Annotated in this window: 12 protein-coding genes; 7 read left to right on the top strand and 5 right to left on the bottom strand. The window is 59.4% G+C overall.

Annotated features, from left to right (window positions below; genetic code table 11):
• The first annotated feature begins 85 nt into the window (after positions 1–85).
• From prfB to NIT7645_RS15870, 3 genes are all read left to right on the top strand, one after another.
• Positions 86–1,210, top strand: a complete 1,125-nt coding sequence (gene prfB / locus NIT7645_RS15860) for a peptide chain release factor 2 (RefSeq protein WP_008562926.1) — start codon at positions 86–88, stop codon at positions 1,208–1,210.
• Between the two features lie 131 nt (positions 1,211–1,341).
• Complete coding sequence (locus NIT7645_RS15865; protein WP_008562769.1) at positions 1,342–2,754, top strand: amidase; 1,413 nt, start codon at positions 1,342–1,344, stop codon at positions 2,752–2,754.
• 85 nt (positions 2,755–2,839) lie between these two features.
• Positions 2,840–3,619, top strand: coding sequence for a DUF2189 domain-containing protein (locus NIT7645_RS15870; protein ID WP_008562927.1), 780 nt, complete (start codon positions 2,840–2,842; stop codon positions 3,617–3,619).
• A gap of 10 nt (positions 3,620–3,629) precedes the next feature.
• Here the strand turns inward: NIT7645_RS15870 and NIT7645_RS15875 are convergent, their stop codons facing one another.
• Entirely contained in the window at positions 3,630–4,427 is a 798-nt protein-coding gene (locus tag NIT7645_RS15875) for a helix-turn-helix domain-containing protein (protein WP_173644471.1), read from the bottom strand.
• 225 nt (positions 4,428–4,652) lie between these two features.
• Between NIT7645_RS15875 and NIT7645_RS15880 the strand changes: the two genes are divergently transcribed.
• A complete protein-coding gene (locus NIT7645_RS15880; RefSeq protein WP_008560274.1) occupies positions 4,653–5,144 on the top strand; it encodes a hypothetical protein in 492 nt (163 codons plus the stop codon).
• Positions 5,145–5,222: 78 nt separating this feature from the next.
• On the opposite strand, the gene ilvN is transcribed toward NIT7645_RS15880, so the two are convergent.
• The 4 genes from ilvN to NIT7645_RS15905 all read right to left on the bottom strand — a co-directional run bounded on the left by ilvN (position 5,223) and on the right by NIT7645_RS15905 (position 10,211).
• Entirely contained in the window at positions 5,223–5,783 is a 561-nt protein-coding gene (gene ilvN / locus NIT7645_RS15885; RefSeq protein ID WP_008559839.1) for an acetolactate synthase small subunit, read from the bottom strand.
• Between the two features lie 66 nt (positions 5,784–5,849).
• Positions 5,850–7,601, bottom strand: a complete 1,752-nt coding sequence (locus NIT7645_RS15890) for an acetolactate synthase 3 large subunit (protein ID WP_008562228.1) — start codon at positions 7,599–7,601, stop codon at positions 5,850–5,852.
• Between the two features lie 465 nt (positions 7,602–8,066).
• Entirely contained in the window at positions 8,067–8,711 is a 645-nt protein-coding gene (locus NIT7645_RS15900) for a response regulator transcription factor (protein WP_008562152.1), read from the bottom strand.
• Between the two features lie 72 nt (positions 8,712–8,783).
• Positions 8,784–10,211, bottom strand: a complete 1,428-nt coding sequence (locus NIT7645_RS15905; RefSeq protein WP_008559508.1) for a cache domain-containing protein — start codon at positions 10,209–10,211, stop codon at positions 8,784–8,786.
• A 265-nt stretch (positions 10,212–10,476) separates the two neighbouring features.
• On the opposite strand from NIT7645_RS15905, the gene NIT7645_RS15910 reads away from it, so the two are divergent.
• The 3 genes from NIT7645_RS15910 (at position 10,477) to NIT7645_RS15920 (ending at position 15,021) form a co-directional block, all read left to right on the top strand.
• The gene (locus tag NIT7645_RS15910) at positions 10,477–11,559 is read left to right on the top strand and encodes a TRAP transporter substrate-binding protein (protein WP_008561043.1); all 1,083 of its coding nucleotides are present in this window, start codon (positions 10,477–10,479) and stop codon (positions 11,557–11,559) included.
• A 161-nt stretch (positions 11,560–11,720) separates the two neighbouring features.
• On the top strand, positions 11,721–12,647 hold the full coding sequence (locus NIT7645_RS15915) for a TRAP transporter small permease subunit (protein ID WP_008559242.1): 927 nt from the start codon (positions 11,721–11,723) through the stop codon (positions 12,645–12,647).
• 16 nt (positions 12,648–12,663) lie between these two features.
• A complete protein-coding gene (locus NIT7645_RS15920; protein WP_008563261.1) occupies positions 12,664–15,021 on the top strand; it encodes a TRAP transporter large permease in 2,358 nt (785 codons plus the stop codon).
• Positions 15,022–15,100 lie beyond the last annotated feature (79 nt).

The raw sequence follows: 15,100 nt of genomic DNA on the forward strand, positions 1-15,100 counted from the left end.
TTGAGACCGCAGGTTCGCCTTGGCTTGCCCGCAGCGCGCGGGTGGTTTATCACGCAGGCCTGATACGTGACTTCAAGGGATTGCCATGCGCGCCGAGACTCAGAACATCGTGACCGATATCGAAAAGTCGCTTGAGCTGCTGGCTCAGCGTCTGGATTGGGAAACCGCGGAGTTTCGCCTCGAGGAATTCAACGCCCGTGTCGAAGACCCCAACCTGTGGGATGACGCCGACGCGGCGCAGGCGCTCATGCGTGAACGCCAGATGCTGGTGGATGCGATCGATACCTACAAGTCGATCAAGCAAGAGCTCGCCGACAACATCGAACTGATCGAGCTTGGCGAAATGGAAGATGACAACGAGGTCGTCAAGGATGCCGAAGAGGCGCTTGTTGCGCTGAAGGAGAAGGCCGCCGAGAAGGAGCTTGAAGCGCTTCTGGATGGTGAGGCGGACAGCAACGACACCTTCCTTGAGATTAACGCAGGCGCAGGCGGCACCGAGAGCTGTGACTGGGCCTCCATGCTGGCGCGGATGTATGTGCGTTGGGCCGAGAAAAAGGGCTACAAGGTTGAACTGCAGTCCGAAAGCGCAGGCGACGAAGCGGGCATCAAATCCGCTGCCTACAAGATTTCCGGCCATAACGCTTATGGCTGGCTGAAATCCGAAAGCGGCGTTCACCGTCTGGTTCGGATCTCGCCATATGACTCCGCAGCCAAGCGGCACACCTCGTTCAGCTCTGTCTGGGTCTATCCGGTTGTGGACGACAACATCGAAATCGATGTGAACCCTGCCGATATCCGCGTTGATACCTATCGTTCCTCCGGTGCCGGCGGTCAGCACGTGAACACCACCGACTCGGCTGTGCGGATCACCCACATTCCGACCGGGATTGTCGTGACCTCTTCCGAAAAGTCGCAGCACCAGAACCGCGATATCGCCATGAAGGCCCTGAAATCCCGGCTTTACCAGCAGGAGCTGGACCGTCGGAACGCCGATATCAACGCCGCGCATGAAGCCAAGGGCGATGCTGGCTGGGGCAACCAGATCCGGTCTTATGTCCTGCAACCCTACCAGATGGTGAAAGATCTGCGCACCAGCCACGAGACCTCAGACACCAAGGGGGTTCTGGATGGGGACCTGGATGGTTTCATGGCGGCCACACTTGCGTTGAATGTCGCGGGCAAAAGCCGCTCTGAGGCGCAGGGCGACTGAGGTCGCGACAGGCCCGACATCGGGTCTATTCAATCCAACGTTGAAATTAGATCACCCGTTTGCGTCGCAAGCGGGTTTTCTTTGGTTTTCCGGGTCGCTAGGCTGTTTTTGTACAGCAGGCGAGGGCGATCATGTCAGCACATTTCCAAAGCGCACGTCAGGTTCTGCGCGATCTTGCGACGCGCAAGCTCACGGCGGCAGAGCTGATGGAGCACACGCTGGCGCGGATTGATGCGCTGAACCCCGACATCAACGCCATCGTCGCCAGGCGCGATGGGGCGGAGCTGATGAAAGAGGCTGAAACCGCCGATCACGCCCGCACCCGCGGGCCACTGCATGGTTTGCCGATTGCGATCAAGGATCTTGCCAATGTGGCGGGGCTGACGACGACGCAGGGCTCGCCCATGTTGCGGGATTTCGTTCCGGCCGAGGACGAGCTGTTCGTTGCGCGGCTGCGCGCGGCGGGTGCCATCATCGTTGGCAAGACAAACACGCCGGAATTTGGGCTTGGGTCGCATACGTTCAACCCCGTGCATGGCGCTACGGCCAACCCCTATGATACCACGCGCAGTTGCGGGGGCTCCTCTGGGGGCGCGGCGGCGGCTCTGGCGACTGGAATGCTGTCGCTGGCGGATGGCTCTGACATGATGGGATCGCTGCGCAACCCTGCGGGCTGGTGCAACGTCTATGGGTTCCGTCCCACGTGGGGGCGGGTGCCCAGCCAACCACGGGGGGATCTGTTTCTGCATCCTCTCGCCACAATCGGCCCGATGGCCCGAAGCCCCGAGGATCTCGCAATCCTTCTGGATGTGATGTCCGGTGCTGATCCACGCCAGCCCCTGTCGGCGACCTGCTGGGCTGACAGCCCCACAGCGCCGCTGCCGACCGCGCAACCCATGCGGATTGGCTGGCTGGGGGACTGGGGCGGAGCCTATCCGATGGAGCCGGGCATTCTTGAAACCACGCGGGCCAGCCTGGATGTGCTGGCCGATCTCGGGCACAGGATCGAAGAGGTTCAGCCGCCATTCCCGGCGGATCGGATTTGGCAGGCCTGGTCGACCTTGCGCAGCTATGCATTGGCTGCGAGCCTGCGGATTTTCGCAGGTCAGCGCGGGCAGCTGAAGGCCAGCGCCCAATGGGAGCTGGACCGTGGATTGGCGTTGACCGGTCAGGAGGTCCAGTCTGCGTCCGATCTGCGCTCAGACTGGCAGCGTTCGGCTGCGCGGTTGTTTGAACGCTACGACGCGCTGATCCTGCCCACCGCCCAATGCTGGCCTTTTGACATCAAGATGGGCCATCCGACGCGCATCAACGAGGTGGCGATGGATACCTACCATCGCTGGATGGAGGTGGTTGTCCCGGTCAGCCTGCTTGGCCTGCCCTCTGTGGCGGTGCCTGCAGGTTTTGGAGACGAGGGCCTGCCGATCGGTGTTCAGATGTTTGGAGCTCATGGCAGGGATCGGGCGCTGCTGGCCTTGGCACAGCAATATCATGAGGCCACGGATTGGCCCAACCGCCGTCCGCCGCCGGGGCCCAACCCCTGACGGATCGCAACAGCACAGCCGACAGGCCACAGCGGCAGAAGGGCCAGAGCAGCAGACAGGCCAGAAAGAGGAGGAGCGTCAACTGATGGAGGAAAAGGAATTCGGAGTGCCGCAGCTGCGGCCCATGTCAGCCGGCATCCTGCGGGAGGCATTGGCGCGGGGCTGGGCAGATTTCCGGGCGCGCCCCGGTTTCGGGCTGTTCTTTGCTGGTGTCTATGTGCTCGCGGGCTGGATGATGGCCTGGGTCACGATGGCGACTGGCACGACCTTCTGGTTGGTCCTTGCGGCAATCGGATTTCCGCTGATCGGCCCCTTTGCCGCGGTCGGCCTATATGAGGTTTCCCATCGACTGGATGAACGCCAACCCATGACCACGCGCGATATTCTGGGCGTTGTGCTGCATCAACGCCGCCGCCAGCTGCCGTCGATCTGTGCCATCATCGTTATCGTTTTTCTGTTCTGGTTTTTTCTGGGGCATATGATCTTTGCCCTGTTTCTGGGGCATTCCACGATGACCAATATCTCGACCTCGGCCGACGTTTTTTTGACGGGCAACGGGCTCTTGATGTTGGCTGTGGGCACCGGGGTGGGGGCCGTGTTCGCCCTGCTGTTGTTCATGATTACGGTCCTGTCGCTTCCGCTGTTGCTGGACCGGGAGGTTGATTTCGTCACGGCTATGATCACCAGCTTCAGCTACGTCCAAAGCAATTTTCTGATGATGCTGATTTGGGCGGCGGTAATAGCGGTTGCGACCTTTGTGGCGATGGTGCCGGGGTTTCTGGGGCTGTTCTTGGTGTTGCCTCTGCTGGGCCACGCCAGCTGGCATGTCTATCGGTTGATCTCGCAGCCGGAGGGGGCGGCCTGATCCACACGTTTTAGCGAAACTGGCGTCCGGGGTTCAGCAGGCGGCGTTCAAACTGGGTCAGCGCCTGTTCCGCAAGGAACCCCGCCGAGCGGGCCGCGCGCAACACGGCTGCGGTGTCCTGGCCGAGGTATTCATAGAGCATTCTGGCCACGCGATCCCCGTGGTCGCTTTCGTGCGTGGTACGGGCAAGATAGCCTGACCAGAAATGCCCCTCCATCGTTGGCACTTTGGTCAGGTAGTTGAAGGTCGCAGTGACCGATCCGCGCCGCGCGATCAGAAAGGCGACGCCATCGTCCTGACTGGTGACCAGCCCGCGAAACTCTCTGGAACGGGCATCAACCGGCAGGCCCTGATACAGCATCGCGGCCCTGGCCTCGTAGCCGCGTACATAGGTCACGCTATCGCGGCGAAACACGTAGACCAATCCCTGAACGTAACGATCCTGACGGACAAAGCTGCGTCGGACAAATCGGTAGAGGCCTGATGGAAAGAAATCATCCGTCAGCCGCGTGATCCCCGCGCCGAGAAAATCCGCAAGTTCGGGCCCCTGAAGGATCTGCCCCTTGGTGGCGAGTTGATCGACAGGATCGAGCAGAATGCGCGCGTCCACGTCAAAAAAGCTACAAATCCGGTCAAGGATGTCAGGTCGAGGAAAACTCTCGCCAGTGAGATATCGGTTGAGTTGCGTCCGGTTGATGCCCAAACGGCGAGAAAGTTCAGAGATCGACGGATATTGCTGGGCAAGCTGGCGCAGATTCGCACCAAACATGGATCGCAGTTCAACCGGAGATCTTTGATTTTTACTCATGCAGATCAATCATTTGATGGTGGTTAGAGGTCTTGTTTTGAAATTTGTTAACCGTTGTTCTGAACAAAATAGCACAGGTTCGTTGGAAAATCGTGTCTGCTGATGCTAACTAGCGTCAAAATAGCATAAATCGGACACAAAGTGATCAATTGGTTTTTCGAGGTTCACGGTGTCCCACGGATGTGATTTATCACAAAATATAGGCAGACTTATGCGAGGCTTGATATGATTGGCGTCATTCTTTGGGCGGATCGAAATCTACGTCAGGCCATGATCTGGTGCGAGGATCATGGCGACCTTGCGTATTATCGTTGGACTACCGACGAAGCCCCGCTTGCACTGACGAAGGGGGATTGCGTGTCCTTCTCCATCACCATCGAGGGAAGCCTGCGGATCGCCAGCAATCTGGAACGGCTGGGCACAGAGCAGTCAAATGATCTCAGTGCTCAGTTGGCGTGGGGGCGGCGGCTTGATGCATCACATCCTGCGCAGGAGGCAGATTTCCGGGTGCCAGGGCCAATTGATCTGACCAGTGCAAATAGTGGGACGGTCATGACCTGGGCCGAAGCGCGCGAGGATCCTCTGTTTATCGATATGCCTTCCTTGGGAGAGCCTGACGCCCCTGCAGTGGCGCTGGATGGGGCGGAAGAGATGGGCAACGTCATCTCCTTTCCAGATCAGGCGGAACGGGCAGCTCGTCAGGCGCGGCGCGCCTGAAGGCAGATCACCACCTGCACGGAACGAAAAAAGGCGACGCATCTGCGCCGCCTTTTGATTTTGTGGGCTGCTGATCGATCAGTTGCCGCGCAGCAGTGCCGCAACGCCAGTGCGGGCGATTTTGGTCAGCCCCAAGGGCCGCATCATTTCGGCAAATGCGTCGATTTTGTCCGGTGCGCCGGTCAGTTCAAAGATGAAGCTGTTGAGCGTGGTATCTACCACCTTGGCGCGGAAAATCTCTGCCAGGCGCATGGCTTCGACGCGCTTGTCACCTTCACCCACCACTTTGACGATGGCCAATTCACGCTCGACAAAGGGACCGGCCACGGTGAGATCGGTGACTTCATGCACCGAAACGATCCGGCCCAGCTGTGCCTTGATCTGCTCAATCACCTGCGGGGTGCCGGTGGTGACGATGGTGATGCGCGACAGGTGGCCTGTGTGATCAACCTCGGCCACGGTGAGGCTGTCGATGTTGTAGCCGCGGCCCGAAAACAGCCCGATGACGCGCGCCAGAACACCGGGTTCGTTTTCCACCAGAATGGTGATGGTGTGACGTTCCTGAACATCCGAGAAATTCGGACGTAGGTTATAGGCGGAGTGGCTGGTGGAGCCTTTTTTGATGTGTAGGGCAGACATTTACGTCCCTTTCCTAAAAATCGGGGCAGGGCGATGTCGCCCCGCAGTATCTGTTCCTGAACCGGCTTAAACCAGCACCGCGCCGCCGGATTGGATGACGCCTTGGGTTTCGGCCTCGCCGAGCAGCATCTCGTTGTGCGCCTTGCCCGAGGGGATCATCGGGAAGCAGTTCTCATGCTTTTCCACCAGGCAGTCAAAGATGACCGGACCATCATAGTTGATCATTTCCATGATTGCGTCGTCCAGATCCTTGGGATCGCTGACGCAGATGCCCTTGGCGCCAAAGGCTTCGGCGAGTTTCACGAAATCGGGCAGGGCTTCGGACCAGGAGTGGCTGTAGCGTTCGCCATGCAGCAGTTCCTGCCACTGGCGCACCATGCCGAGACGTTCGTTGTTGAGGATGAACTGCTTGACCGGCAGGCGGTACTGCACGGCGGTGCCCATTTCCTGCATGTTCATCAGCCAAGAGGCCTCACCCGCGACGTTGATGACCAGAGCATCGGGATGCGCCACCTGCACCCCGATAGAGGCCGGCGTGCCATAACCCATCGTGCCGAGACCACCGGAGGTCATCCAACGGTTCGGATCCTCAAACCCAAGGAACTGCGCCGCCCACATCTGGTGCTGGCCCACCTCGGTTGTGATGTACCGGTTGTGACCTTTGGTGAGGGCTTCAAGCCGCTCAAGGGCGTACTGCGGTTTGATGGTGCCTTCGGATGCCGTGTAGGCAAGGCAACGCACATCGCGCCATTCGGTGATCTGAGACTGCCACTTGGCGATCGACTCGCTGTCCACCTTGCGGCCGCGGCTTTTCCAGATTTTCAGGATGTCTTCCAGCACATGCCCCACATCGCCGACGATGGGGATGTCGACGCGGATCACCTTGTTGATGGACGACGGGTCGATGTCGATATGCGCTTTGATCGAATTGGGGCTGAAGGCATCCAGACGACCGGTGATCCGGTCATCGAAACGGGCGCCGATGTTGATCATCAGATCGCAGTCGTGCATCGCCATGTTGGCCTCGTAGAGACCATGCATGCCCAGCATCCCAAGCCAGTTCTTGCCAGAGGCAGGATAGGCGCCAAGGCCCATCAGGGTCGAGGTGACCGGGATGCCTGTCGCATCCACCAGTTCACGCAGCAACTGGCTGGCGCCGGGGCCGGAGTTGATGACGCCGCCGCCCGTGTAGAACACTGGCCGCTTGGCGGTTTCCAGCGCGGCCACCAGTTCGGTGATGGCGTCGAGGTCGCCCTTGACCGGAGGCTGATAATGGGAGGCTGCCGGTTTCGGCGCGTGATAGGTGCCTGTGGCGAACTGCACATCCTTGGGAATGTCGATCAGCACCGGACCGGGACGGCCGGCGGTTGCAACATGAAAGGCCTCGTGCAGGGTCCCTGCGAGCTTCTCGGTGTCCTTTACCAGCCAGTTGTGCTTGGTGCAGGGACGGGTGATGCCCACGGTGTCTGCTTCCTGAAAGGCGTCAGAGCCGATCATGAAGGTTGGCACCTGACCTGTGAGAACAACCAGCGGAATGGAATCAAGCAGGGCATCCGTCAGGCCGGTTACCGCATTGGTTGCCCCAGGGCCGGAGGTCACGAGCACAACGCCCGGCTTGCCGGTCGAGCGTGCATAGCCTTCCGCGGCGTGAACCGCCCCCTGTTCGTGGCGCACAAGAATGTGGCGAATGTCATTCTGCAGGAAGATTTCGTCATAAATCGGCAGCACAGCCCCGCCAGGGTAGCCGAAGACGGTGTCGACCCCCTGATCCTTCAGGGCCTGAACAACCATTTTTGCGCCGGTCATCTCACGTGTCATCTGCTTATTGCTCCAATTGGCGGCATCGTCCGTTTCGCATAAAAAAAGCCCCCGATTTCAGGTCGGAGGCGCATGGGTTCGATTATGGTGTACCGTTACCGGCCCATGCGCATGGTTCCTACGATTACGACTAGGGTTTTCATCGCGCTGGCTCCTCTTAGCGTTGAAGCGGACCTTATGACCGGGGGGGAGGGGGCGTCAACAGGCAAAAGAGATCAAAACACCCGGTTTTGAGAAATTTTCTTGCGTGAGCCAGTTGGCTTGCGACATTTTCAGGTTTTTGAGTGCGGAAATGCTGCTCAATTCGGTCTCAACTGCGAGTTTTGTCTCTCGGTTGGCGGTGCTGCCAGAGGGGGAGATGCCGAAATCCTGAAAAAAGGGTCCCATTGCGGACGTATTTTGGCGCGGGGAGCGCTGCGTCGCAGCAGATTGGTGGAACGTGCGGAAAGGGGCCAGCCCGGCGGGTCAGAAACTGTGACCGGTCCCCTGCAAAACGCCATGTTCCAACGCATATCGCGTCAGACCCGCGGTAGAGGAGATCCCCAGTTTGCGTTTGATATTCTTGCGATGGGTTTCGACAGTGCGCACAGAAATATCAAGCGCCAGCGCAACATCCTTGTTGGATTTGCCCTGTGCGAGTTCCAGCAGAATGGTCTGTTCGCGCCCGGTCAACGCCTCGCGGTCGGGATTGTCCTTGGGTTTGAGAGAGCCCTCCGCTCCCGTGCAGAGGTAGGTTTCGCCGGACATGACGGCATCAATGGCCTGACGGATTTCCTCGGTGGGGACATCCTTCAGCACATAGCCCATCGCACCATGGGACAGGGCAGAAGAGATGTATTCCGGGCTGTCATGCATCGACAGGATCAGGATCCGTGTTTTGGGGGCTTCCTCAAGGATGATCTCGGTCGCGCTCAACCCGCCCAGTTTCGGCATGTTCAGATCCATCAGGATCACATCGGGATTGAGCGCGCGAGCTTGGGCCACCGCTTCTTCGCCGTTGGAGGGAATGCCGACGACCTCAATATCGTCATAGCTTTCCAGAATGGACTGGATGCCTTCGGCGACCATGGGGTGATCATCTACAATCAGAACGCGGATGGTGTCTGGCATGGCTGCTCTCGTCTTGGTCTGGTGGCCCGGTAGGAGCCGTCCGGACGCGGGGGTCCGAACATGTTGCGCAGGTCAGGAGACCCACTTGGATGCTGACGCCTCTCCGGGGGGCAGCAGGTGGCTCAGTGGCAGCAGAACTTCGATCACCGTGCCGCTTTGCGCCCCACGTGATGACAAAATCCGCAGGGTTCCGTCAAGCTGTTCAATCCGCTCTTGCATGTTGCGCAGCCCAATTCCCGGGCCAGAGCGGTCCTGGGCGGGAGGCAGGCCGCGCCCATTGTCGGTGATGCGCATGGTGGCCCCGCGTGCGTGCCCGCGCAGATCCATCGTGACCTCGCTTGCCTCGGCGTGGCGCTCGATATTGGTGAGCGCCTCCTGCGCGATGCGATACAGCGCGATTTTGGCCTCTTCGTCCAAACGGTTGCGGAACACCACCGTGCTGAAACGGGTTTCGATCCCGGTGCGCGCCGCGAAATCATCTGTCAGGGCTTTCAGTGCGGGGCCAAGGCCGAGGTCATCCAGAACACCGGGGCGCAGATCGCGGCTGATGCGGCGAACTTCGGTGATTGCGGTGCCAAGGTTGGAGATCCCTTTGTTGAGGGGGGCTTCGACCCGATCAAAATCACCGCGCGTCAGCCGCCTGCGGGCATTGTCGAGGGCATAGCGCACCCCAACCAAGAGCTGACTGATCCCGTCGTGCAGCTCTCGCGCGACGCGGCCGCGCTCTTCCTCCTGGGCATCAAACACCCGCTGGGTCAGCTCTTTCAGCTTGGCATCGGCAAGGCGGCGTTCCCGGATGTTCAGAACCATCCCAGAGGCAAAGACCAGGCCAAGCGCAAACAGCGTGATCGCACCGATGTAATAAAAGGTCCGTTGGATCCGGCTTTCTACATCCGCGCGGGAGGCCGCAACGGAGGCGAGCACGTCATCGATGAAAACACCGGTGCCGATCGCCCATTGCCAGTCCTGCAGCCCCATCACATAGGCGACCATCTGGGCTTCCTCACCGGTTGAGGGTTTTTCCCACATGAAGGTGTGCCATCCCGCGCCCTGACGGGCGAGGCGGATGAATTCATCCACGACGGGTGTGCCGCGACTGTCTGTCAGCCCGCTCCAGTTCTTGTTGATGTAGTCGGTTTGGCGTGGGCTGACGAGATTGGTGCCGTCATAATCATAGACAAAGAAGAACCCGTCCCGCCCGTATATCATCGCGCTGAGGATCTGGGTGACCTGTTCCTTGGCTTCGGCGTCATCCGGTGCTGCCAGCCCGTAGATGTGGGAAAAGCCGTTACGCGCCTGTGTCACATAATTGCGCAGTTCCGCCATCTTAGCTTGCAGGAGTTGTTTTTCCAGCGCCTGAATTTCGCGTTCCGCCAGCTCGCGGGATTGGATTGAAACAAGGACCGCGATGGCGGCTCCGGCCACGATGAGGGGCAGGGTCGCCAGCAGAGACAGCTTTTGCGCGTAATTGGGGCGCAGGAATTCCGGGATCAGACGCATGGTCGAATCGTTACGCAATCGGATTGAGGAATCAAAGCCCAGAAACGTGCGCAAGGCGCACAGTCGGCCGCTAACACCTGCCTGAGGGCAGGGGCAGGCTTTGCGGGGTGCATGGATTTTGGACAAAAAAGTTGTCCAAATTGCGACTTTCTACGCAGTAGTAGGTATTCACATGCTGCGCGGTCTGGATAGGCTTGCTCCACTCGATGAGATCCACTCCGGCCGTCTGGTTCGGGGTTATCCAAATAAATGGGAGGAGAAACCTATGGATCGTCGTTCTTTTCTGAAGACATCCGCGCTGGGTGGCGGCGCAGCTGCTGCAACCACTCTGGCAGCACCGGCCTATGCACAGGGCAAGCGTACCCTGACCATGGTCACCACCTGGGGCCGTGGCCTGGCAGGTGTGCATGACTCTGCTCAGCGTGTTGCAGACAACATCACCACCATGTCCGATGGTCAGCTGACCGTTGACCTGAAAGCCGCAGGCGAGCTGGTTGGTGCATTCGAAGTTTTTGACGCCGTGACCTCTGGTCAGGCCGACATGTACCACGGTGCGGACTACTATTTCGTGGGTCAGCATCCGGGTTATGCCTTCTTCACCGCTGTTCCCTTCGGTCTGACCGCTCAGGAACTGGTGAACTGGTACTACCAGGACGGCGGCATGGAGCTGCATGACGAGCTGGGCCAGATCTTTGGTCTGAAGTCCTTCCTGGCGGGCAACACCGGCGCGCAGGCGGGTGGCTGGTTCTCCAAAGAGATCAACAGCCCCGAAGATTTCAACGGCCTGAAGTTCCGTATGCCGGGTCTGGGTGGCAAGGCGCTGGGTAAACTGGGCGCATCCGTTCAGAACATTCCGGGCTCCGAAGTGTATCAGGCGCTGTCCTCCGGCGCGATTGACGGCACCGAGTGGATCGGCCCCTGGGCGGACGAGAAAGCCGGCTTCCAGGAAATCACCAAGACCTACTACACCGCGGGCTTCCACGAGCCGGGCGCAGGTCTGTCTGTTGCAACCAACCGTGACGTCTTCGAGGGCCTGAGCCCGGCACACCAGAAGATCATCGAAGTGGCTGCAGCTGAAGCACACCAGTGGAACCTGAGCCAGTTCCTGGCCAACAACGGTGCCGCTCTGCAGCGTCTGCAGGCTGGTGGCGTCAAGGTCATGGAATTCCCGGACAGCGTTTGGGACGCATTCGGCAAGGCCTCCATGGAAGTGCACGAAGAGAACCTGGGCGACGAGCTGTACAAGAAGATCTACGACAGCGCGATGGCCTCCATGAAGGCGTCTTCGGCCTGGCACAACCTGTCCTCCAGCGCCTACACCGCGCAGCGCGACCGCGTATTGGGCTAAGCCCGCAGGACGGTTTAAATCGGATCCCCCGCGATGTGCGGGGGATCTTTCGCAATTGCAGCAGGCACCGGTGGCATGAACCGCCCGTCCCGAACGCGCCCGGCGAACGTTCACCCGTTCCGGCCTGAGGCCCGCGCTGCACGCAATCAATCGAGGGAAAAATGCAGGACGAAAGTGGCATTTCCTTTTTCGGGGCCCTATTCGGCGGTCTGTACTGGTTGATCCAGAACATCGCTGGCGCCTTCTACAACTTTGGCTATGCCGTCACCCACCCGCAGCTGTGGCTGGACTGGTCGGACAAAGCCTCCATCATGCGGTTCGTCTACTATGGCGGGTCGGTCGAGTTCTTCTTTGTGGTGTTCACCGCATTCCTGCTGCTGACGGCTGTTGGCATGTATCGTCGTTCGATCATGTGGGGCGTGGTGCGCGGGCTGGAGGGCTTTGCCAACACGCTGGGACGCCTCTTTGCCTGGGCGGGTCTTTTGATGGTGCTGCAGCAGATCGTTATCGTGTTCATGCAGCGGGTGTTTGCCCGCCCGGACATGAGCTTTGGTCTCGGCATCGCGCTGGAAAAGGATATCAGTTGGTTCGCAGAAGAGCTGAAGCTCTACAACGCCCTCGTGGTGTGCCTGTGCGTCACCTACACCTTTGTACAGGGCGGACATGTGCGCGTTGACCTGATCTATTCGGGCATCAGCTTTCGCGCCAAGCGCATGGTGGACATGATCGGTTCGCTGATCTTCATGATGCCTGCGGCCGTTCTGACCTGGATGTATGGTTGGTATTTCCTGTGGCGTCATCTGATCGTACCAAAGCCGTCGGCCTCTGACACGCTGGAGCGTCTGGTCATGAAATCCCGCGCGCTGCGCTGGAACGTGGAAACGATCGGTTTCAGCCCCAACGGCTTTAACGGCTATTTCCTCTTCAAGATCTTGCTGGTGACATTCGCCGGTATCGTCTTCCTGCACGCGATTGCCTTCTTCTACCGCTCATATCTTGAGTTCGTGGAAGGTCAGGGCAGCGAGAACAAGCACCTCGACAAGGACAGCCTTGGTGAAGGTGAAGAAGCCTATGAAGGCGCGCATTAAATAAGGGACGGCACCCATGCTATTCGGACTTGATGGCGTTGAAATCGGCCTAATCATTGTCTTTTTCTGCCTCTTCGGGGGTATCCTCTCTGGCTTTCCGGTGGCCTTTGCCATCGGTGGTGCCGGGGTCATCTCCTTCGGGATCATTGCCGCGCTGGACAGCGCGGGGATCCTGATCCACCAGGCCATCGACACCTCGTCGCAGGCCTATCGGGATCTGCTCGCCACTGGCGTGAAAACAGATGCAGTCTCGGTATTCAGATATCCGGACTTGCCCAGAATTGGCGAGCCGGTCTTCCCGCAGGGGTGGGAAGTTGCGATGGACCGCAACATCTCCTTCATCGTGAACCGCATGAACGAACGTGTTCTGGCCGGTGCATCGATCGAGACCCTGCTGGCGGTTCTGATGTTCGTTCTGATGGGCATCACTCTGGAACGCTCCAAGATTGCAAACGATCTGCTGACCACCATGGCGCGCGTCTTTGGCCCGCTGCCCGGCGGTCTGGCTGTGTCCATCGTTGTTGTGGGCGCCTTCCTGGCGGCCTCCACCGGCATCGTGGGCGCGACGGTTGTGACCATGGGCTTGCTGGCCTTGCCGACCATGCTGCGCAACAACTACTCGCCGGAACTGGCGACAGGGGTGATCGCAGCCTCCGGTACGCTTGGGCAGATCATTCCGCCCTCGATCGTTATCGTTCTGCTCGGCACCTTGGCGGGGGATCTCTACTCCACCGCGCAGGAAACGCGCGCGCAGGAGTTTGGTTGCTCTGATGCGCTGACCTATCTGGGTGAGCCGGCCGTTGTTTCGGTTGGGACACTGTTCCAGGCGGCGCTGCTGCCAGGCATCATGCTGGCTCTGCTTTATGCGCTTTATGCCTTTGGCTATGCCATGCTGAACCCGTCCAAGGCCCCGGCTGTGGTGCTGGAAGGCGGGACCGGCGAGCCAATCACCCGTGGCGAAGGCCTGACCTGGTTCCTGGGTGTTCCGGTGGCAATCATTGCAGGTGCGATGCTTCTTGGTCAGGTGAACCTGATCGGCAGCCAGAACGTCAACGTCTCTGCCTTCTCTGACGCAGGTCAGACAGCATCGCTGCGCACCAACGTCGGCGAAGACTGTAAGGCGGCCATGATCGATCTGCATGGTCAGGAGGCCTGGGATACTGCGGTTGCAGAACAGGAAGCCATCGACGCGGCTGGCGGCGTGGCAGAGGCGACCAAGCTGACCGAAGAAGAACTGGAAGCGGCCCGCATCGCGAAGATCGAAGCAGCTGCACCGATCGGCACCGGTCTGACTGTCCTGATGGTCATGGCAGGTCTGGTTCTGGCAGTGGGTCGCGGCGTGTCGCCCTCGGCTGATCCCAAACCGCTGATCATTGGCGCCATCGGCGTTCTGTTGATTGCCTTGGTCGACGTGGTGGCGATTGCCCCGACGACGAGCCCGGGTGTGACGGTTCTGCTGATTGCTCTGCCGACGCTTCTGGTCCTTTACGGCTGCAAGGCCGCAGCTGCGCGCTGTGCCAAGAATGATCTGATCCGCGTGGTGTTCCCGCCTCTGGTTCTGATCGTGGCCGTGCTTGGCTCCATCCTTGGTGGCATCACCAACCCGACGCCCGCAGCGGCCCTGGGTGCAGGTGGCGCGATCATGCTGGCAGCCTATCGCAAGCTGCAGGATCAGGGCAAATCGGGCAAGATCATCATCTGGGCAACCTTTGCCGTGGCAATCTGTATCCTGGTTGGCGTGAACTTCGATCTGCGCATCAACGGCCAGGAAGGTGTCAGCGCCGAAACCGTCATCGCCTTTGGTGTGGCATATGGTGCATATATCTTTGCACTGTTCGGTCTGATCTACGGCTGCTGGGTGCTGTTCAAGGGCGGGGTTCTGACCCCAGTTGTCCGCGAAACGGCCAAGGTGACCTCGATGGTGTTTACCATCCTGATCGGCTCGCAGCTCTTGAACCTGGTGGTGATCTCCTTTGGTGGCGAACACTACATCCAGCAGTTCCTCAAGAGCTTTGACAGCGAGCTGAAGGTCTTCCTGATCGTCATGGTGGTTCTGTTCATCCTGGGCTTCGTGCTCGACTTCCTGGAGATCATCTACATCGTGATCCCCATCGTTGGTCCGGTTATCTACGGTGGTTCCTTCGATCCGAAGTGGGTGACGATCATGGTTGCGGTGAACCTTCAGACCTCGTTCCTGACGCCACCTTTCGGCTTTGCGCTATTCTACCTGCGCGGGGTTGCGCCAAAAGAGGTGACGACTGGCCATATCTACCGCGGGATCCTGCCATTCGTGCTGATCCAGGTGGTTGGTCTGGGCATTCTGTGGACCTTCCCGTCGATCGTGACGATTGTCCCGGCGCTGATCCCGAACTGATCTTGCGATCCATATGACTGAAAAAGGGCCCTCCATCGGAGGGCCCTTTTTTGCGTGTGGGTGTTTCTGATGACAGATG

The organism is Phaeobacter italicus, assembly GCF_001258055.1.
Classification (GTDB): Bacteria; Pseudomonadota; Alphaproteobacteria; order Rhodobacterales; family Rhodobacteraceae; genus Phaeobacter; species Phaeobacter italicus.

Excerpts from the sequence above, each read along its gene's own strand:
- prfB (WP_008562926.1), top strand. The coding sequence starts at position 86 with ATGCGCGCCGAGACTCAGAACATCGTGACCGATATCGAAAAGTCGCTT.
- NIT7645_RS15865 (WP_008562769.1), top strand. The coding sequence starts at position 1,342 with ATGTCAGCACATTTCCAAAGCGCACGTCAGGTTCTGCGCGATCTTGCG.
- NIT7645_RS15870 (WP_008562927.1), top strand. The coding sequence starts at position 2,840 with ATGGAGGAAAAGGAATTCGGAGTGCCGCAGCTGCGGCCCATGTCAGCC.
- NIT7645_RS15875 (WP_173644471.1), bottom strand. The coding sequence starts at position 4,427 with ATGAGTAAAAATCAAAGATCTCCGGTTGAACTGCGATCCATGTTTGGT.
- NIT7645_RS15880 (WP_008560274.1), top strand. The coding sequence starts at position 4,653 with ATGATTGGCGTCATTCTTTGGGCGGATCGAAATCTACGTCAGGCCATG.
- ilvN (WP_008559839.1), bottom strand. The coding sequence starts at position 5,783 with ATGTCTGCCCTACACATCAAAAAAGGCTCCACCAGCCACTCCGCCTAT.
- NIT7645_RS15890 (WP_008562228.1), bottom strand. The coding sequence starts at position 7,601 with ATGACACGTGAGATGACCGGCGCAAAAATGGTTGTTCAGGCCCTGAAG.
- NIT7645_RS15900 (WP_008562152.1), bottom strand. The coding sequence starts at position 8,711 with ATGCCAGACACCATCCGCGTTCTGATTGTAGATGATCACCCCATGGTC.
- NIT7645_RS15905 (WP_008559508.1), bottom strand. The coding sequence starts at position 10,211 with ATGCGTCTGATCCCGGAATTCCTGCGCCCCAATTACGCGCAAAAGCTG.
- NIT7645_RS15910 (WP_008561043.1), top strand. The coding sequence starts at position 10,477 with ATGGATCGTCGTTCTTTTCTGAAGACATCCGCGCTGGGTGGCGGCGCA.
- NIT7645_RS15915 (WP_008559242.1), top strand. The coding sequence starts at position 11,721 with ATGCAGGACGAAAGTGGCATTTCCTTTTTCGGGGCCCTATTCGGCGGT.
- NIT7645_RS15920 (WP_008563261.1), top strand. The coding sequence starts at position 12,664 with ATGCTATTCGGACTTGATGGCGTTGAAATCGGCCTAATCATTGTCTTT.